This window comes from Corynebacterium heidelbergense, from assembly GCF_028609845.1.
In the GTDB taxonomy this organism is placed as follows: Bacteria; Actinomycetota; Actinomycetes; order Mycobacteriales; family Mycobacteriaceae; genus Corynebacterium; species Corynebacterium heidelbergense.
Map to the genome: position 1 here is coordinate 855,651 of NZ_CP063191.1, position 19,241 is coordinate 874,891.

Here is a 19,241-nt window from a genome sequence, read left to right on the forward strand (position 1 = left end):
CTGCCCGCTTAGAGCTCCAGATCCGCTTCGAAATCGGCGGTTTCCAGGCGATCCCGCACGGTGGTCATAAACCGCCCGGCGTCGGCACCGTCGAAGACCTGGTGATCGTAGGTCAGGGGCAGTTGCACGATCTGGCGAATGGCGATGGCGTCCGCGCCGTCCTCGTTGAGCACCACGGGACGCTTGACGATGGCCCCGGTGCCCACCATGCCCGCCTGCGGCGGGACCAGGATGGGGGTATCGGTCAGGGCGCCTTCGGATCCGATGTTGGTGATGGTGAAGGTGCCGCCGCGCAGATCATCCGGGCGCAGCTTCTTGCTGCGTGCGCGGTCCGCAATGTCCACGATGGCCTTCGCCAGCTCCGGCAGGGTCATCTTGTCCGCATTGTGGATCACGGGGGAGAGAAGGCCCTGCTCGGTGTCCACGGCGATGCCCAGGTGAACTTCGCCGTGGTAGGTCATCTCCTTTGTCTCCGCGTTGTAGGACGCGTTGACGTTGGGGTGGGAGACCAGGGCCTCCACGATGGCCTTGGCGAAGAAGGGCAGGTAGGTCAGGTGCACACCGTGCTTGTCGGCGAAGGCCTTCTTCGAGCGCGAACGCAGCTCCGCGACACGGGTCATGTCCACCTCGTGGACCTGGGTGAGCTGGGCAGTCGCCCGCAGCGAATCCAAGGTGGTCTTGGCGGTGATCTGCCGGATCCGGTTGACCTTGATGGTCTTGCCGCGCAGTTCCTGCTTGGCTGGATCCACCTTCTTCGTGGAGGCACGGGGTCCCGCCGCGGAGGTGGACTGGGGAGCGGACTCCTCCACCTGGCCGTCGATCGAGGTGGCCCCATCCGGGGTGTCCCCGGCGGCGGCGAGCACATCCTGCTTGCGGATGCGTCCGCCCACGCCCGTGCCGGTCACTGTGGAGAGGTCCACGCCGTGCTTGTCGGCGAGCTTGCGCACGAGCGGCGTGACGTACGGCAGGTTGTGGTGGTCCTGCGGGGCCTCGCCCTGGCTGTCGCCCTTGTCGCCGGATGGAGTCTCGCTGGCCACGGCCTCGTCGTCCGAAGTCTCGGCCGGTTGCGCGGCGGAGGAATCGGCCGCTCCGCTAGCAGCCTTACCGGAATCCTCGACTTCCCCACCGGACTGTTCGTCGGCACTGCCCTGGGTGCTCTTCGGGGAGCTGTCGGCCTCGTCTGCAGAGGTATCGTCGGCCGCAGAATCTGCCTGGGGTTCCTGCTTGGCGGCGTTGGGGTCGCCGATGCGGGCGATGACGGCTCCGACGTCGACGGTGTCGTCCTCTTCGGCGAGGATCTCGACGAGGGTGCCTTCGATGGCCGAGGGGACTTCGGTGTCGACCTTGTCCGTGGAGACTTCTAGGAGGGGTTCGTCGACCTTGACGGTGTCTCCGACCTGCTTGAGCCAGGAGGTGATGGTGCCTTCGGTGACGGATTCGCCGAGCTCCGGCATCTTTACGTCCTCCGCCTCACCGGACCCACCGGAGGCGCTCCCACCCGTGCTGCTACCAGCAGAGCCGGACTCGGACTGGCTGTGGCGCTCGGCGTCCTCCTCCGCAGAGGTATCAGCCGCAGCGGCACCGGGGGAATTAGGCTGAGCGCCGACGCCAGCGTCCCCCTTGGGGTTATCGGCGGCATCACTGCGCTGTGCAGCACCGTCAGCCTCATCTTGCGGGGAGCTCGTCGTCGCTGCGGAGCCGGAGCCCTCCGAGGATCCGCCCGTGGCGGCGCTGGGGTCGCCGATGCGGGCGATGACAGCTCCGACGTCGACGGTGTCGTCCTCCTCGGCGAGGATCTCGACGAGGGTGCCTTCGATGGGCGAGGGGACTTCGGTGTCGACCTTGTCCGTGGAGACTTCTAGGAGGGGTTCGTCGACCTTGACGGTGTCTCCGACCTGCTTGAGCCAGGAGGTGATGGTGCCTTCGGTGACGGATTCGCCGAGCTCCGGCATCTTTACGTCCTCCGCCTCACCGGACCCACCAGAGGCGCTCCCACCCGTGCTGCTACCCGCGGAGTCCCCGCCGGCGGGAGCTTGGGCAGCCTCGTCGGATGCATCATCGGCGCTGTCTTGGGTGGCGTCCGACTGAGAATCACCGGCCCCCTCGGCAGAGTCGCCGCCCTCACTGGGCTGCTCACCCTCCTCGCCGATTTCGGCAATGACCGCTCCAACATCCACGGTTTCGTCCTCCTCAGCCAAGATCTTCAGCAAAACCCCGGCGACGGGGGAGGGAACCTCGGTATCTACCTTATCCGTGGACACCTCCAGCAGCGGCTCGTCCACCGCGACCGTGTCACCGACCTTCTTCAGCCATTGGGTTACGGTTCCCTCGGTTACGGACTCGCCCAGCGTGGGCATCTCGACGGAGTGCGCCATGGTGTTGAAACTCCTTGTAAAAGTAACGCTTGTGAAGTTACTCACCCGACCAATCGGGCTTGTCTGTGCTGATACTACCCGCATCCCCCAGCCGACCCCGGGGGATGCGGGTGAAAAGGCCCCACGGTGGGGAGGGGCGACCCCTGCCGCGGCCAGCGCGCGGCTATTCGCCGCGGGCCAGGGCCTCGCAGGTGGCGATGATGGTGCGCACGGGAACGCCGGTTGCCCGCTTCGGGGTGTAACCGTGGGCCGCACCCGTGTTGTACGCCGGGCCCGCCACATCCATGTGCACCCACTGGATGCCGTCCGCGACGAAGTGCGAAAGGTAATGACCCGCGACGGACATTCCGCCCCACCGGTTCTTCGAAATGTTCTGCAGATCCGCCACGTCCGACTTCAGGGCCTCCCCAAGCTCGATCGGTAGCGGCATCGCCCAGCCGTTTTCGCCGATATCCTGCGAGATGGCGGCGACCTTGTCCCGGAAGGCGATGGAACCCATGATTCCGGGCGTGCGGTTGCCCAGCGCGACGATCTGCGCGCCGGTGAGAGTGGCTGTCTCAATAAGGAAATCGGGTTCATCCTCACACGCGCGGGCAATGGCGTCCCCCAGAATCAATCGGCCCTCGGCGTCCGTGTTGAGCACCTCCACCGTGGTTCCGCCGTAGTGCCGCAGCACGTCACCCGGGCGGATGGCGTTGTCCCCGGGCATGTTCTCTGCCATGGGGACGGTAGTGGTAACTCGCAGCGGCAGACCGAGTTCCGCGATGGCCAGCGTGGCCGCAATGACGGCCGCCGAACCACCCATGTCGGAAATCATGTCCCACATGTTTTGGGCCGGCTTGATGGAGATCCCACCGGTATCGAAAGTTACGCCCTTGCCCACCAGGGCGACATGCGGCACGTCGTCGCCGCTGTCCGGGGTGTAGCTCAGCCGCAGAAGACGGGGCGGGCGCGCGGAGCCCTGACCCACCCCAAGGATGCCGCCGAAGCCCTGCTTTGCGAGCTGCGTTTCATCCAGAATCTCGACTGCCAGGCCGCCGCGCTCGGCGAGTGCGCGGGCGATGTTGGCATAGGACTCCGGGTACAGCGTGTTGGCGGGAGTATTCACCAGATCGCGGGCCAGGCAGACGGCCCTGACGATCGCGTCCACGTGCCGCTGGGCCTCGGGGGGCGCGTCGGGGCACAGGACCGTGATTTCGGTGCGGGTCGCATCTGCCCCGTCCGTGCTAATCGGGGCAGTGTCCGTTTCCGCGGATCCCTCGGTGGCGGGGCTGCGCTGCCCCCGGTAGTCGTAGCCGCCCAGGGCGTGGCCCAGTGCCGCCGCCTCCGCCCCCAGCATGCCCAGGGTGGACAGGACCCGCCGGTCGGACTTCACCTTGCGCGCAACCACCCCGGCTGCTTCCCGGACATCCTCCTCGTCCACATCCTCCGCATCGCCCAACCCCACCGCGATGATCCGGCGGGCGGCGAAGCCCCCCTGCGAGGCGGAGTCGAACACTCCGGGCACCGTGGTGATCTCCTCCCGTTCCCCCTTCGCCCCCACGGAAACCAGCCACTTCCACAGGGCTATCTCCTGGTCCTGGCTCAACAACCCCGCTGGGGACCCCGCGAGCTCGATGCCGGTCTCACCGGTGAACACGGGGACAATGAGGGTGTCCACCTCGCCGCCAGCCGCGATGGCCTCCGGATCCTCGGCCAGGGTGACGGTCGGGGTGGTGCCACGAGCGGGGAGTTCTGCGGTGGGTTCTGTCATGGGATTCGAGGTCCTTTCGGTCAAGTGGCGTTGCGGACGGCTAGGACGGCACAACCTGGCCATGTGCGCGCCTGCCCGAGCGCTGTGCTGTTCTCGCTTCCTTCTTACTCTGCCCTACTACTGCCGTGCCGTGTCCGGCCGCCCAATGGGAGCTTCTCCGACCGCCCCGGCCGCCACGCTACGGCCCGCGCCCGAGGGCCATGCCGGGCACCACCTCAAAGGCCCCCACCGTGTGACGGCAGCCGGGGCCACAGGCGTTAACATGACCACCATGTCTGTGCAGCTAAATTCCGTCGCCGGTCCCTTTGAGATCCACCGCAATCCCTCCCCGGTATCTGAGGACCGGTTGCAGGAAATCCTGCGCAACCCCGGTTTCGGCTCCTACTTCACGGACCACATGGTCCTTATCAACTGGGATCGCGAGGCCGGGTGGCATTCCCCCCGCGTGCAACCCTACGGCCCGATCACCCTGGACCCGGCGGCGAGCGTGCTGCACTACGGGCAGGCAATTTTCGAGGGGATCAAGGCCTACCGCCAACCGGATGGCTCGATTGCCACCTTCCGCCCCGACCAGAATGCCCAGCGCATGCGCAACTCCGCTCACCGGCTAGCCATGCCCGAAATGCCGGAGGAACTGTTCCTGGCCTCCATCGAGCAGTTGGTCGCGATCGACCAGCGTTGGGTTCCTGCGGCCGGCGGTGAGGAGGCCCTCTACATCCGGCCCTACATGGTGGCGACCGAACCCGGGATGGGGGTAGAGCCAGCCGGTAGTTACACCTACGCGGTGATCGCGTGCCCGGCTGGGGCCTACTTCAAGGGCGGTGTGAGCCCGGTGAGCGTGTGGCTGACGAAGGACTACGTTCGCGCCGTTCCGGGCGGCACGGGTGCGGCCAAGTGTGCCGGCAATTACGCCGCGTCGCTGCTGGCGCAGACCCAGGCCAAGAAAAAGGGCTGCGATCAGGTGGTGTGGCTCGACGGCAACGAGCACCGCTGGGTCGAAGAAATGGGTGGCATGAACCTCATGTTCGTCTACGGGGAGGGCCAGCAGGCCACCGTGGTCACCCCAGAGCTGTCCGGCTCGCTGTTGCCGGGCGTCACCCGCGCCTCTCTGTTGCAGGTGGCCCGCGATCTCGGCTACGGGGTGCAGGAGCGTCGGATCTCCGTGGAGGAGTGGGAGGAGGACGCCGCCAGCGGCGCGCTTTCCGAAGTCTTCGCCTGCGGCACCGCGGCGGTAGTGACCCCGGTGGGAACAGTCAAGAGCGATTCCGGGGAGTACCTCATCAACGGCGGTGCTACCGGCCCCATCACGATGCAACTGCGCAACCACCTGACCGGGATCCAGCGCGGGACGGTGCCGGATCCGCACGGGTGGATGCACACGCTGGTGGCCGCAGAGTAGGGTCCCAGGTGACCTCACCCCGGGTGGGGACACCTTATCCCTGGGTGTTGAGCAACCCCGCCGCGCTGCGCAGCAGCGGAACCGCCGCGGCGCCGGCCAGGCCCCCGCCGGCCAGGCCCCACTCCCGGCCGAGCACCGTCTTGCCCGCGATAGCTTTCAGCGCGGGCCGGTGCCCCGGTTCCGCACCAACGCTCGCCGCCCGCCACCAGGCCCCGGCCGCGGGATCCATGGAGTGCGCGCATAGAGCCGCAGCGGTCGGCCCCACCCCGTCGAAGAGCACGGGCAGGCCGCGACTCGCCGCGTGCAACAAAATCCCGCAGGCCATAACGAGCACCGGGGAACCCGCATGACGCAGAATCCGGTGTGGGTCCGCGCGGTCGTCCCGAACCCGATACATCGCATCTCGGATCACCGCGACCTTGGCTTTCCAGCCCTCGTCGCTGATCCCGGATCCGCGCCCAATGACTCTCACGGGTTCTACCGAGCACATGGTGCCGATGACGATTGAGGCGGTGGTGGTGATGCCCCGTCCCGCGTCCCCAAGCGCGAGCAGCTCGATGCCATCGTTGACTTGCGCCTCCACAAGTTGTTGGGCGGTGGAGAAAAGCTCCTCATACACTTCGACCGACATCGGCTCGCCGGTGCTTGGGGTAGTCGGAGCGGCGCTGGGGGAGGTGGCGTCCACAAGAGAAATATCCAGATGACCTGCCCCAGCAAGGGCGGACACCATGGCCTCCCCGCTCCGAACTTCCGCAGTGAACCGGGCCGCATAATCTTCCGGCAGCGCGGAGATCTGCGGACTCGCCGCGACTCGAGGATCATCCCCAACCAGCAGGAGGAGCCGAGCCGAGGACAGGGAACTCTGGGGGCCGAGGCCGCACGCACCGAGCCAACCGGCCAGGTCTCCGAGGAGCCCAAGGGAGGATGGGAAGTGCCGGGCGGTGGCGTCTAACTCGGGAATGTGAGGAGTGTCCATGGTTGCCTGGGAGATTTGGGGGGGAGGAATGGGGAAGGACGAAACAACGGCGCGGAACCGCCGAAGGGGGTGAGGGGCCAGCCGGGGCTACCGCACCGAGTCTCCCACATTCACCTTCGCGGCTGGCGTGCGGAAGCGGCGCAGCATCGTCGCCCGGGTGAAGGCGTACATCCCCAGCGAGAAACCGCCCTGCTGGGAATGCGGAAACTTCTCCCGCACCATGCGATTGACCTTCCGCCCCAGGAAAATCCCCTCCACCACCATGATGATGAAGATCGCCATCATCACCAGCGAGGACAGGTTGGCGAAGAAGGGATTACGCAGGCCAACCACCATGATGATGATCACCACGAGCGTCAGCGGTAGGAAAAGGTTCATCACATACCGGTGGCTATCCACCCAGTCCCGCACAAAGCGGCGCTCCGGGCCCTTATCCCGGTCCATTAGGTATTGCTCGTCGCCAGCCATCATCCGCTCGTTGGCCTTCCGTCGCTCGCGCGTGCGCTCCTCCCGCTCCCGGCGCTGGAGGGCTTTGTAGTCCTCCTTGGACATCGAGCGCTTGAGTTCCTTCCTGCGCTTCCGGGCTTCGGCGGGGGTTTCCGGGGGCGCGTTGTTTCCGCTGCGGCGCACTCCGGCTCGGCGCTCCTGTTCGTCGCGCTTCGGCGTGGGGCGGCCCTTCTTGGGGGTGAAAGCCTTCGACTGTTTCTGCGGGGCCTGCTTTTGTGGGGTCTGCTTCGGGTGATCCGCGCTGCCCGATGTAGCGGTGCTCCTCGAATGCCCCGATTCGGTGTGCGACGCCGACCCTGACTCTGTGCGATCCGGGCGCTTCACCTTCACCGCCCGCCCGGCGGCAGGGCGGGACTGGCCGGTGGCGGATTTCGCGGAGGCCGGGGAGGATTCGGGGTGCTCCGATGCGGGCTTGTTGGGCTTGACGTTCCTGGGCAGTTTCACGCTTCTTAGGCTAGAGGACGCAACCCAGCGGGGGCCACAACGGGCTGCAGGGGGAACCATCGGGGTTTTGCCGGATGGCGGGCGGGAATGCGCGGGCCGTCACGGGGGTTGACGCAGGTGTTCTGGGTGCTGTCAGCGCGTTGCTAAGCACAGTGGCCGCGAGTACCTTGGGAAACCTCAAACCATCTTTCGAGGAGGAAATATGACCGCTCCGGGGAAGACCACTGGCGTGGAACTGACCGATGCTGCGGCCGAGAAGGCCCGCGCACTGCTGGCCCAGGAGGGCCGGGACGACATGGCGCTGCGTATCGCCGTGCAGCCGGGCGGCTGCGCTGGCCTGCGTTACCAGCTATTTTTCGATGACCGCAGCCTCGACGGGGACCTGGTGGACAACTACGACGGGATCAACCTCGTCGTGGACCGGATGTCCTCCCCCTACCTGATGGGCGCCAAGATCGACTTCGCGGACACCATCGAGGCCCAGGGCTTCACCATTGACAACCCGAACGCCACGGGCTCCTGCGCCTGCGGAGACTCCTTCTCTTAGAGTCCCCTCAAATCCCCCCGGCATTACCCGGTCCGCTAGAGCTGGACCGGGTATTCCTTTTGGTCGATCTCCGGCGTGATGCGCTTCTCCACGAAGATCCCGTACCACACCATGAACGCCAGAATCGTCCATAGGCGCCGGGAATGATCGGGCCCGGAGCCGGTCGTCATGGCCGCGCGGTGCTCTTCGAGCATGTGGAGAATCTCCGCCTTGTTGAGCAGATCGTCGGTCTGGGAATCACGAATGATCTGCTGGGCCCAGTCATAGAGCTCCGGCCCTGCAAGCCAATGGCGGATCGGGACCGGGAATCCGAGCTTCTTGCGGTGGAGTACGTGGGATGGCACGATCCGCTCCATGGCCTGGCGGAGCGCATACTTCGTTGTCCCGTTGGAGACTTTAAGGTCCACGGGCAGGGTCTCGGCCACGTCGAAGACGACCTTGTCCAAGAAGGGCACACGCAGCTCCAGGGAGTTGGCCATGGTGATCTTGTCGGCCTTGACCAGGATGTCCCCGCGCAGCCAGGTGAACAGGTCCAAGTGCTGCATCCGGGCTACCGGATCCATCTGTGCGCTACGGGCGTAGATGGGGGCCGTGACCTCCCGGTGATCCCACTCGGGGCGGGCGAGGCGGAGCACGCGTTCTAGCTGGGCGTAGTTGAAGGAGCGGGCGTTGCCGTAGTAGCGGGCCTCAATGGGGGTAGTTCCCCGTTCCAACAGGGACTTGCCGCGAACCCCGTCGGGTAGCGCTGAGCCGACCCGGGCCAGAATCTTCTTGAGCGGAGAGGGCACTTTTTCGAACGCCGCGAGGCTGAGCGGCTCCTTATATATGGTGTAGCCGCCGAAAAGCTCATCGGCGCCCTCCCCGGAGAGAACGACCTTGACGTGCTTACGGGCTTCCGCAGCCACGAAGTACAGGGGCACGAGAGCCGGATCCGCCACCGGATCGTCGAGGTACCACATGATCTTGGGTACGGCGGCTGCGAATTCCTCCGGGCTGACCACCTTCACAATGTGCTCGGCGCCAATCGCGGCGGCGGATTCGGCAGCCACATCTACCTCGGAGTACCCCTGGCGTTCGAAACCAGTTGTGAAGGTCAGCAGATTGGGGTTGTGGCGCTTGGCGAGGGTAGCAATGGCAGTCGAATCGATGCCGCCGGAGAGGAAAGAACCTACGGTCACGTCCGCGCGCATATGCTTCGCAACGGAATCCTCTAGGGCCTCAGCGATCTTGGCGAAGACCGCCTCGCGATCGTGGGGTGCTACCTGGCGGACGGGGAACTTGGGATCAAACCAACGGTGCAATTGGGGTTGCTGACCCGGCTGGATGGTGGCGTAGGACCCGGATTCCAGGCGCCGGATGCCTGCGTGCAAACTCTCCGGTTCGGGGACGTACTGCAGATCCGTGTAGTGCTCGAGGGCGCGGAGGTCCACGTCGAGGCCCAGACCGATGTTCTCGGCCATGGCCAGGATGCACTTCTTCTCCGAGGCAAAAACGGTGCCCTGTGCGGTTGTCGCGTAGTACATGGGCTTGATGCCGAATTGGTCCCTGGCGACGAAGAGGGACTGTTTCACCTTGTCCCAGACGGCGAAGCCGAACATGCCACGCAGGTGGTGCACCACATCGGCACCCCAGTGGTGAAAGCCGGCCACGATGGTCTCGCCATCGCCCTCGGTGGCGAAGTGGTAACCGAGGCCCTGCAACTCCTCGCGCAATTCGACGTAGTTGTAGATCTCACCGTTGAACGTCAGGGCATAGCGATCCGGCTCGCCCGCCGGGCCCCACTGCAGCGGCTGGTGGGAGTGGGCAATGTCGATGATGCTCAAGCGGTTGAAGCCGAAGCAGACGGCATCGTCGTGCCAGGTCCCGCTTTCATCCGGTCCGCGATGGTGCATGCAGGGTAGGGCAGCACTGATCGCATCTGCGTATTTCTCGGCGGAGCCATGAGCCGCGATAAATCCAAGCAAGCCGCACATAGGGTAGTTCGAGTCTCCGATTCGATCCGTTGGGTTGCGCCGGTCGGGGGAAAGGGGAGGGTGAAACGGGGCCGACCGGTGCCGATCAGACCACTACGCTACGCGCACGGGGGAACGACGGCCAGCAAGCATCGCCCTCATAGCGAACGGAATCTTATGCGGTATGACCCGAACGGGGGGAGCGGGGAACCCCGTGGGCAGAAGAAATGAGGAATGTGGGCAACATGATAGTGGCAACGCTCTGGCGATAGTCTAAAGTTCTTCTGTGAAGCGGTCTTTTCCGATGTGTCGTCTACGTACTGCAGGTAGGCGAGTGTCGCGCTCGGGGAGATCATCGACGTGAGATTGAGGAAGGCATAATCGCGTGGAACAGCGAAAAGTGCACAGTTTGGCCCGCCGTTTGGGTTTGGCCGGCTCCCTGGGCCTAGCGGGCCTGTTGCTGACCGGGTGTGACGTAGCTCCGCCAGAGAATGGTTTCTTCCATGCTCTGCGCATGGGCTGGCCCACCGGGGTGACCCCCGAGGCCAAGCAGATGGGCAACTTCTGGGTATGGGTCTGGGTTGCCGCCTGGATCATCGGCATCATCATGTGGGTGCTGCTGTTCTACGTGGTGGCTCGCTACAGCTCGAAGGCGCGTTCCAAGCGCGGGGATAACAATGAGTTCCCCCGCCAGACCGGTTACAACGTTCCGCTGGAACTCGTGCTGACCACCCTCCCCGTGCTGATCGTCATGGGTCTGTTCTTCTTCAACGTCCAGTCCCAGGAGCAGGCAACCGCCCTAGACAAGGATCCGAAGGTTCGGGTGGACGTGACCGCCTACCAGTGGAACTGGAAGTTCGGCTACTCCGAGGTGGACGGTTCCGTCATGGGCGGCAGCAAGTACATTGGCGAGGACAAGGTCGCGCAGGCCAAGGCCGATGAGTCCCGGGATCAGGCCAAGCAGGTCAATCCGGAAGGCGAGGCCATCCCCGGTCCGATTCACGGCAAGTCCAAGGAGAACTACAGCTACCTCCGCTTTGACCAGATCGAGACCCTCGGGTCCACCGAAGAGGTCCCGGTGCTGGTGCTGCCCACGAACACGGCGATCCAGTTCGACCTGGCATCGGCCGACGTCTCCCACGCCTTCTGGGTCCCGGAGTTCCTGTTTAAGCGAGACGTGTACGCGCACCCGGAGGCTAACCACTCCGAGCGGCGGTTCCAGATCAGTGAGATCAACCGTGAAGGTGCCTTCGTTGGGCGTTGCGCTGAGATGTGCGGTACCTACCACTCCATGATGAACTTTGAGATCCGCGCGGTCTCCCCGGAGAAGTTCCGCGACTACATGAAGTTCCGCATCGACAACCCCCAGGCCAAGAACTCTGAGGCCCTGAAGTCCATCGGCGAGGAGCCGTACGCTACCTCCACGGCGCCGTTCGTCTCCGACCGCACTGGGACTCGCGAAGCGGATAGTAACGCAGTCCAGCGCAACGCCTAACTGCCAGCTGCGGCAGAATAAGAACAACTAGAAGGGAATGAGGGCAGAGAAATGACCTCCGGCGCAAAACTGTTCTACGGTATCGCCACGTTCTTCGGGATCGTGACGGTGATATACATCCTCGCCACGATCTACTTCAAGGACTCCGGGAGCCTCGTGGGCCTTGAGTGGGCTGGTGCCACCGGCCTCGTGATGGCCTTCCTGCTGGCCCTGATGCTGGCTGGCTACCTCAACCTCACCGACTCGAAGACAGATATCGGCCCGGCCGATTGGGAAGAAGCTGAGATCGAAGATGGGGCCGGTGTCCTGGGCTTCTTCTCCGCAAGCTCCATCTGGCCCTTCGTGATGACCGTCGCGATCGTGCTCATGGCCTACGGCCTGGCCTTCTTCCACATCTGGCTCGTGCTGTTCGGTGCAGTCATCCTGATTTTCGGCGGTACGATGCTGAACTTGCAGTACGGCCTCCCGCCTGAGAAGCACTAGGCCTTCCGCACTAGCTAGACCTTTCCTCTCCCTCCCTTCTCTAATCCCGAGAAGGACTTCCCGCACGGACACCAGGTTGGATTGCACTCCAGTCCTCCAAGAGAGTCCTGCGGGATTTTCCTATGCGCCGAGTTACACGCCCCCGTACCGGGCGCACGAAGAACCCCCACCTTCGCGAGCTGTCTGCTCGAAGGCGGGGGTTCTACTCGGTGTGCTAGCGGGGATTAACCCCAACTAGCTGGTGCCTCTCACCCCAGTAGGGGAGTGGCTCTCCCCTACGGCTTTAGCGGCGATCGTCGTGCTTCAGATCGGTGACACCGTCGGTGTCGATCTGCTCCTTGCGCAGCTCCTCGCTGTGGCGCTCGGTGTCGGTGATCTGCTCCTTAGAGAGGTTCACCTTCTCCACCGGCACGGACTCCTTGGAGACGTTCACGCGCTCCTCGTGAAGCGTGACCTCGGCGGACTCTTCGCCGATGTGGCCCTTGTAGTTGGCAGCCTCGTCGGCGCTGATGGGGGTGCGCTCCACGCGAACCTCTTCGCGGGTAACGGGAACCTCAACGGTCTCCTTGTCGGTCACAACGTACTTGCGCAGACGTGCGCGGCCGGTTGCGACGTTCTCCTTGGAGACGTTCATGCGCTCCTCGGAGCGGATGATCTCGCCGTCGTTGTTGGTGGCAGCGTGGTCGCGGTCGGCAACGTGGCGCTGCTCGGTGTGGGTGCCAACACCGGTGGTGGCAGTGGTGGCTGCCTCCTCGCGGTGGGTGTTGGTCTCGCCGCGGTTGTCGGTAGCGTAACGCTCGGTGTCCTCAGAGCCGTGAACGCCGTAGTGCTCGTAGACGCGGTTCTGCTCTTCCGGGGTCAGGCCGTTGTCGACGTCCAGGGAGGGAGCGTCGGCGATACGGTCCTTGGCGAAAGCGAGCTGCAGGTTGTCGCCGTTGAGGCGGTGGCCACGCAGGGGCACCAGGCTGGAGCTCATGCCGAACAGGCCGTGGCCAACCTCGACGAAGGTCGGCTGGCCGGTGCGCTCGTCCAGGAATACTTCCTTGACGCTGCCCAGCTTGTCGCCCTCGCGGTCGTAGGCGGTTGCGTCAAAGAGATCGTGGATCTGCTTTTCGTTGGTCATCGTGAGATGTCCTTTCTCGCCCGCAGGCGTTCTCGCCTTGAGGTGCGGGCCATCGTGATAAAGAGAAAAATCGAGTAGGCCGTATCCGGCTACTATCGACAAGCCCCAATTGTATTGAGCACGCGGGAACAGCGCCGTGGAGCGGGCTGCCCATGCCCAGTGGGCGAACGAATTCGCTACTCATACATCGGCCGGGGGGCTGCAGATGTTAGCGCAGTTCCAGCCCGCTCCATCCGGCTGCAAACTCCGGGCAACACGGGTGCCTCGAGGTCCCCTATGTAATCGAAATTTCACCGAGGGTTAACCCGCTGTTTCCCTACTGTCCGGAGATCTCTGTCACTTTTCGAGCCACAGACCCATCCTCGATCAACGCCTGGGCGCGGCGAACATTCCCGGCGAGGGTTCGCGTCAGCCCCGCCTCCTCCCAACCGGCTACCGCGGACAGTGCTGCGGCTGCGTTGAGCACAACGGCATCCTTCACCGCTCCCTGTAACTCTCCACCGAAAAGCTGCCGTGCGACCTGCGCGTTGTAGTTTGCGTCCCCACCCAATAGGCTCCCGGCATCGTGGTAATCGAGGCCCACCTCGCGCGGATTGATGATCGCCTCTCCCGTCCGTCCAGACGCATCGACCGTGACCACCTCCGTGGGAGCGCACACGCTGATTTCGTCCATTCCGTCCATGCCTCGAACCACGAGGACCCGGCTGCCCTGGTGTGCGAAGGCCCCGCCGATGATCGGCATCATGTCTCGGAATGCGCAGCCAATCAGGCCGAAACCGGGTTTCGCAGGATTGGTAAGGGGACCAAGCAGGTTGAAGACGGTGGGCACGCCTAGTTGGCTACGAACCCCCGCAGCGTGGCGCATGGCCGGGTGAAAATTCTTCGCAAAAAGGAAGGCGAAATTAGTGCACCTTGCGTCCTCGGCCACCTGCTCCGGCGAGCGCTGTATATCCGCGCCCAGCGCTTCCAGCATGTCAGCACCCCCACAGGCGGAGGAGGCCTTCCGGTTACCGTGTTTGATCACGCACACGTCCGCCGCCGCAACGACGAAGGAGGCCATCGTGGAGATGTTCACCGTGTTGTGCCCGTCGCCGCCGGTGCCCACGATGTCCACCGTGTCCCCCAGATCGTCGAGGCTCACGGCGGTGGCATAGTTATGCATTGTCTGTGCTGCGGACGCCAATTCCGCAGCGCTTATCCCCTTAACGCGCAGGCCGAAAGCGAAGGCCGCGATGAGGGCATCGGCGGCGCGACCCTCCATGATTTCGCGCATGGCCCAGTTGACCTGGGACTCACTGAGCTCCTCGCGACGGCCCAGGCGGTCCAGCACCCCCGGCCAGGTGAAGTAGGACTTCGGTAGTTGGCTTTCGCCCAGGGCTGAGGGGTTGGGGGCGCTGGTGGGGGTGCTGTCCGTCATTGGGTCTTCTCGCTAAAGGGTTCGATGGGGCACAAGGGGGCAAGGTGCGACAGGGGAGGGCACAGGGCCTCTGGGAGCGTCGGATAGAAGCATACAAAAGTTCCCGTGGACCCCCATTCGGGGTAGGTTGCCAGGTTTCGCCAATGTTTCACCTGCTGATTTAGGAAAAATCTCAAAAACTACTGGGGTGAGAATCGACTACCCGGCTTCAAACAGCCATACTTATACGCGTGACGAGCGCAGTTGAGAACCCAGGTATGACAGCACCACGGCGTGTTGCGACACTGAACCGGCCGAACATGGTCAGTGTCGGGACCATCGTGTTCCTGTCGCAGGAATTGATGTTTTTTGCTGGCCTGTTCGCGATGTACTTCGTGTCCAAGGCCAATTCCGGGGGCGATTGGCCCTCGCATCCGACGCACCTAAACGTGCCGTACGCAGCCATTGTCACCGTGATTCTGGTTTCGTCCTCGTTTACGGCCCAGTTGGGTGTCTTCGCAGCGGAGAGGGGTGACGTCTTTGCACTGCGCAGGTGGTACGCGCTTTCTGCCCTCCTCGGCCTGATCTTCCTGGTCGGCCAGGGCTACGAGTATTTCAGCCTGGTCACGGAAGGCACCACCATCGGTAGCTCCGTCTACGGCTCGGTATTCTTCATTACCACCGGCTTCCACGGCGCACACGTCCTCGCAGGTGTCCTCGCCTTCGTTGTCGTACTGCTGCGCACGGCGAAGTCCAAGTTCACCCCGGCACAGGCCACCGCCGCAGTCGTCGTGTCCTACTACTGGCACTTCGTCGACGTTGTCTGGATCGGCCTCTGGCTGACCATTTACCTCATCCAGTAGGCCGTTGCGGCTGGGGGACTCAAGCCCAGCGGACAGCCATCGCATTTCCGTTGACGAGAACTTTTAAGGGAACATGATGGAAACCAAATCCACCAACGTGCAGCCTGCGGGTGACTCCGCAGCGGTTGCACACTCAGCCGGTGGCGCCCGTCGCCGCCGCAAGATGCGCCGCACGGTCACCGGGGCGTTCGCCCTCACCATGGGGCTGACAGGCGCCGGCTTCGCCGCCAACGCTCTCACACCGGATGCCAACACCGCCGTGGCAGAGCAGAACAATGGCGACCTCGTCGCTCAGGGCAAGGACCTCTACCAGGTCGCCTGTATCACCTGCCACGGTGCCAACCTGCAGGGCGTCAAGGACCGCGGCCCCTCCCTCGTAGGAGTGGGCGAGGGTTCCGTCTACTTCCAGGTGCACTCCGGGCGCATGCCCATGCTTCGCAACGAAGCGCAGGCTATGCGCAAGAAGCCCCGTTACTCCGAGCAGCAGACGCTCGCGCTCGCCGCATACGTCGCTGCTAACGGCGGCGGCCCTGGTCTGGTCCGCAACGAGGACGGATCCATCGCCATGGAGTCCCTGCGCGGGGTCAACAACAAGGACGGCAAGATCGACCCGGCCGACGTGGCCCGCGGTTCCGACCTGTTCCGCCTCAACTGCGCCTCCTGCCACAACTTCACCGGTCGCGGCGGGGCACTGTCCGGCGGTAAGTACGCTCCCGAGCTGGATCCGGCCAATGAACAAGAGATCTACCAGGCCATGCTCACCGGCCCGCAGAACATGCCCAAGTTCTCCGACCGGCAGCTAACAGCAGATGAGAAGAAAGACATCATCGCCTACATCAAGTCCGCCAAGGAGACCCCCAACCCCGGCGGGTACGGCCTCGGCGGCCTCGGCCCGGTCTCTGAGGGCATGATTATGTGGTTCGTTGGCATTCTCGTGATGATTGCCTTCGCGATGTGGATTGGATCCCGGTCATGAGTGAAATGAAGCGTGATTACACGAGCGAAGAGCTCGGCAGGATGAACGAAAGCGAGCTCGCCCGCCTCGGTACCGAGCTCGACGGGGTCACCGTTGCCTACCGCAAGGAGCGGTTCCCCCAGCCCAACGACCCGGCGGAGAAGCGCGCCGCTATGGGCGTCGGGATCTATTTCCTCCTCGCCCTCGTCATGGGCCTCGCCTTCGCGGCCATCTACCTGTTCTGGCCCTGGCAGTACAAGACGCTCGGCGAAAGTGGGGTGTGGTGGTACACCCTATACACCCCGCTGCTCGGCCTGACCTCCGGCCTGGCCATCATCTTCCTGGGCATGGGCGCCATGAACTACACGAAGAAATTCGTGCCCGAGGAGATCTCCGTGCAGACCCGCCACGATGGTCCCTCCGACGAGGTGGACCGTCGCACCCTGGTGGCCCTGCTGAACGATTCCTGGAAGACCTCCACCTTCGGCCGCCGCCCCGTCCTTCAGGGTCTCGCAGCCGGTGGCGCAGCGCTCGCCGGGTTGTCCATCATCCTGCCCCTGGGCGGCATGGTCAAGAACCCCTGGCGCCCCAGCCACAAGCAGGACATCACCGGCGACGGCACCCTGTGGACTACCGGCTGGACGCTGGCGGACGAGGGCAAAAAGGTTTACCTGGCCCGAGACACCGGTGCCATCGCCGTCGAGCGCGAGGGTGAATACTCCACCCAGGGTGTCACCCGCCTGGTGCGCGTCCGCCCGGAGGACCTCGATGCCGGTGGCATGGAGACTGTGTTCCCGATGACCGAGGACATGGTCAACGACGGTGAGAAGTATGACCCGCGGCGCGACGTCTACGAAGAGCAGATGCACTCCGTGCACGGCTCCCGCAACGCCGTGATGCTCATCCGCCTTCGCCACGAGGATGCTCTCAAGTCCATCCCGCGCGCCGGCCAGGAGAAGTTCCACTACGGGGACTACATCGCGTACTCCAAGATCTGTACCCATATCGGTTGCCCGACCTCGCTCTACGAGCAGCAAACTAACCGCATCCTCTGCCCCTGCCACCAGTCGCAGTTCGACGCACTGCAGTACGGCAAGCCGGTCTTCGGACCCGCTGCCCGTGCACTGCCCCAGCTGCCGCTGACTGTGGACGAAGAGGGTTTCTTCATCGCCGATGGCAACTTCATTGAGCCAGTCGGCCCGGCTTTCTGGGAGCGTCGATCATGACAACTAAGCAGCAAGGCCGTCTGGCTACGGCGGCGAACAACATGGACGAGCGGTACACCGCTGCCGGGGTCGTCCGCCCACAGATCAATAAGGTCTTCCCGACCCACTGGTCCTTCATGCTCGGTGAGCTGGCGCTGTACTCCTTCGTCATCCTCATCCTCTCCGGCGTGTACCTGACCCTGTTCTTCGATCCCTCGATGTCCAAGGTCATCTACGACGGTGCTTACGCACCCCTGAACGGCGTTGAGATGTCCGCTGCCTACAAGGCAGCACTGGATCTCTCCTTCGAGGTGCGTGGCGGCCTCTTTATCCGCCAGGTCCACCACTGGGCCGCCCTCATGTTTGCGGTGTCCATCATGGTTCACATGATGCGCATCTTCTTCACGGGTGCGTTCCGCAAGCCGCGGGAGGCCAACTGGGTCATCGGCTGCGTGCTGCTGCTCCTCTCGGTCGCCGAGGGCTTCATGGGCTACTCCCTGCCGGACGACCTCCTCTCCGGCGTGGGTCTGCGCATTATGTCCGCGATCATCGTGGGCATGCCGGTCATCGGTACGTGGCTCCACTGGATGCTTTTCGGCGGGGACTTCCCCGGGGACATCATCATCCCGCGCCTTTACATCGCCCACGTGCTGATCATCCCGGGTATTCTGCTGGCCCTCATCGCCGCCCACCTGGCGCTGGTGTGGTTCCAGAAGCACACCCAGTTCCCCGGCCCCGGACGGACCGAAAACAACGTCGTGGGCGTGCGCATCCTCCCGGTGTTCGGCCTCAAGGCAGCGTCCTTCGGCCTCATCACCTTCGGTGTCATCTCCGTGCTGGCTGGCGTGTTCCAGATCAACGCCATCTGGACCCTTGGCCCCTACAACCCCTCGCAGGTCTCCGCCGGTTCTCAGCCCGACGTGTACATGCTGTGGACGGATGGTGCCGCCCGCGTCATGCCCGCGTGGGAGCTCTACCTGGGTCGTTACACTATCCCGGCCGTGTTCTGGGTTGCCCTGCTGCTCGGCGCGCTGGTGGCCCTGCTGTTCGCCTACCCCGCCATTGAGAAGAAGATGACGGGTGACGATGCCCACCACAACCTCCTCCAGCGTCCGCGAGACGTGCCGGTGCGCACCGGTCTTGGCGTCATGGGCCTGACCTTCTACACGGTCCTGACCATCTCCGGTGCCAACGACCACATCGCGCACTTCTTCGACATCTCGCTGAACGCGATGACGTGGATCGGCCGCATCGGCCTGGTCCTGGCTCCGCCGATCGCCTACTTCGTCACCCATCGGATCTGCGTTGGCCTCCAGCGCTCCGACCGTGAGGTGCTGGAGCACGGCATCGAGACAGGGACGATCCGTCAGCTTCCCTCCGGTGGCTTCATCGAGGTGCACCAGCCCCTCGGCCCGGTGGACGAGCACGGCCACCCCAAGCCGCTGGCTTACCAGGGTGCCCCCGTCCCCAAGACCATGAACGAGCTCGGCGCAGCCGGCCACCCCGGTCGCGGCGGATTCTTCAAGCCGGACGATGCCCGCATCGCCACGGAGGCCGACGAGCTGGATCACCGCAACCACCTGGAGCGCAAGGAAATGTTCGAAAAGCTCCAGGAGGCCAACCGCAAGAACTACAGCGAACGCCATTAACGGTTCGCCCAAGCGTGACTGACGGAGTCACTTACGCAGAACTAGGCCTATAGAACGGCCCTAGCAACGTTTCCCTCAAGGGGAGCCCGCTGGGGCCGGTTTCGCTGTGTGCCTCACGC

Annotated in this window: 15 protein-coding genes; 8 read left to right on the forward strand and 7 right to left on the reverse strand. The window is 64.2% G+C overall.

All coding sequences use genetic code 11. The features are described from left to right. Nucleotides 1–8: 8 nt before the first annotated feature. Nucleotides 9–2,375, reverse strand: a complete 2,367-nt coding sequence (gene sucB, locus CHEID_RS03800; protein WP_112768958.1) for a 2-oxoglutarate dehydrogenase, E2 component, dihydrolipoamide succinyltransferase — start codon at nt 2,373–2,375, stop codon at nt 9–11. Nucleotides 2,376–2,538: 163 nt separating this feature from the next. Continuing rightward, nucleotides 2,539–4,128, reverse strand: coding sequence for a leucyl aminopeptidase (locus CHEID_RS03805; protein WP_112768959.1), 1,590 nt, complete (start codon nt 4,126–4,128; stop codon nt 2,539–2,541). A gap of 262 nt (nt 4,129–4,390) precedes the next feature. Between CHEID_RS03805 and CHEID_RS03810 the strand changes: the two genes are divergently transcribed. After that, on the forward strand, nt 4,391–5,527 hold the full coding sequence (locus CHEID_RS03810; protein WP_112768976.1) for a branched-chain amino acid aminotransferase: 1,137 nt from the start codon (nt 4,391–4,393) through the stop codon (nt 5,525–5,527). A gap of 34 nt (nt 5,528–5,561) precedes the next feature. On the opposite strand, the gene CHEID_RS03815 is transcribed toward CHEID_RS03810, so the two are convergent. Both CHEID_RS03815 and CHEID_RS03820 read right to left on the reverse strand, forming a co-directional pair. Then, nucleotides 5,562–6,503 (reverse strand): nicotinate-nucleotide--dimethylbenzimidazole phosphoribosyltransferase, encoded by a 942-nt coding sequence (locus tag CHEID_RS03815; RefSeq protein ID WP_112768960.1) that lies wholly within the window; start codon nt 6,501–6,503, stop codon nt 5,562–5,564. Between the two features lie 87 nt (nt 6,504–6,590). Beyond that, nucleotides 6,591–7,454 (reverse strand): DUF3043 domain-containing protein, encoded by an 864-nt coding sequence (locus tag CHEID_RS03820; protein WP_238599249.1) that lies wholly within the window; start codon nt 7,452–7,454, stop codon nt 6,591–6,593. A gap of 202 nt (nt 7,455–7,656) precedes the next feature. Between CHEID_RS03820 and CHEID_RS03825 the strand changes: the two genes are divergently transcribed. Then, on the forward strand, nt 7,657–8,001 hold the full coding sequence (locus CHEID_RS03825) for a HesB/IscA family protein (protein ID WP_112768962.1): 345 nt from the start codon (nt 7,657–7,659) through the stop codon (nt 7,999–8,001). Nucleotides 8,002–8,036: 35 nt separating this feature from the next. Here CHEID_RS03825 and asnB read toward each other — a convergent pair whose 3' ends face one another. Further along, nucleotides 8,037–9,974: an asparagine synthase (glutamine-hydrolyzing) gene (gene asnB / locus CHEID_RS03830; protein ID WP_112768963.1), complete on the reverse strand. Its 1,938-nt coding sequence runs from the start codon at nt 9,972–9,974 to the stop codon at nt 8,037–8,039. A 364-nt stretch (nt 9,975–10,338) separates the two neighbouring features. Here asnB and ctaC point away from each other — a divergent pair, with 364 nt between their 5' ends. Together ctaC and ctaF are read left to right on the forward strand one after the other, a co-directional pair. After that, nucleotides 10,339–11,448: an aa3-type cytochrome oxidase subunit II gene (gene ctaC, locus CHEID_RS03835; RefSeq protein ID WP_112768964.1), complete on the forward strand. Its 1,110-nt coding sequence runs from the start codon at nt 10,339–10,341 to the stop codon at nt 11,446–11,448. Nucleotides 11,449–11,499: 51 nt separating this feature from the next. Beyond that, nucleotides 11,500–11,931 (forward strand): aa3-type cytochrome oxidase subunit IV, encoded by a 432-nt coding sequence (gene ctaF, locus CHEID_RS03840; protein WP_112768965.1) that lies wholly within the window; start codon nt 11,500–11,502, stop codon nt 11,929–11,931. 283 nt (nt 11,932–12,214) lie between these two features. Here the strand turns inward: ctaF and CHEID_RS03845 are convergent, their stop codons facing one another. Next, on the reverse strand, nt 12,215–13,054 hold the full coding sequence (locus tag CHEID_RS03845; protein ID WP_112768966.1) for a PRC and DUF2382 domain-containing protein: 840 nt from the start codon (nt 13,052–13,054) through the stop codon (nt 12,215–12,217). 316 nt (nt 13,055–13,370) lie between these two features. Next, entirely contained in the window at nt 13,371–14,471 is a 1,101-nt protein-coding gene (gene trpD, locus CHEID_RS03850) for an anthranilate phosphoribosyltransferase (RefSeq protein WP_112768967.1), read from the reverse strand. Nucleotides 14,472–14,701: 230 nt separating this feature from the next. Between trpD and ctaE the strand changes: the two genes are divergently transcribed. The 4 genes from ctaE (at nt 14,702) to qcrB (ending at nt 19,122) form a co-directional block, all read left to right on the forward strand. Next, the gene (gene ctaE / locus CHEID_RS03855) at nt 14,702–15,313 is read left to right on the forward strand and encodes an aa3-type cytochrome oxidase subunit III (protein WP_112768968.1); all 612 of its coding nucleotides are present in this window, start codon (nt 14,702–14,704) and stop codon (nt 15,311–15,313) included. Nucleotides 15,314–15,386: 73 nt separating this feature from the next. Then, entirely contained in the window at nt 15,387–16,289 is a 903-nt protein-coding gene (qcrC, locus tag CHEID_RS03860) for a cytochrome bc1 complex diheme cytochrome c subunit (protein WP_181645872.1), read from the forward strand. Continuing rightward, entirely contained in the window at nt 16,286–17,494 is a 1,209-nt protein-coding gene (gene qcrA / locus CHEID_RS03865) for a cytochrome bc1 complex Rieske iron-sulfur subunit (protein ID WP_112768969.1), read from the forward strand. The genes qcrC and qcrA overlap by 4 nt, the downstream gene beginning before the upstream one ends. After that, a complete protein-coding gene (qcrB, locus tag CHEID_RS03870) occupies nt 17,491–19,122 on the forward strand; it encodes a cytochrome bc1 complex cytochrome b subunit (protein WP_112768970.1) in 1,632 nt (543 codons plus the stop codon). The genes qcrA and qcrB overlap by 4 nt, the downstream gene beginning before the upstream one ends. Nucleotides 19,123–19,241: the final 119 nt, after the last annotated feature.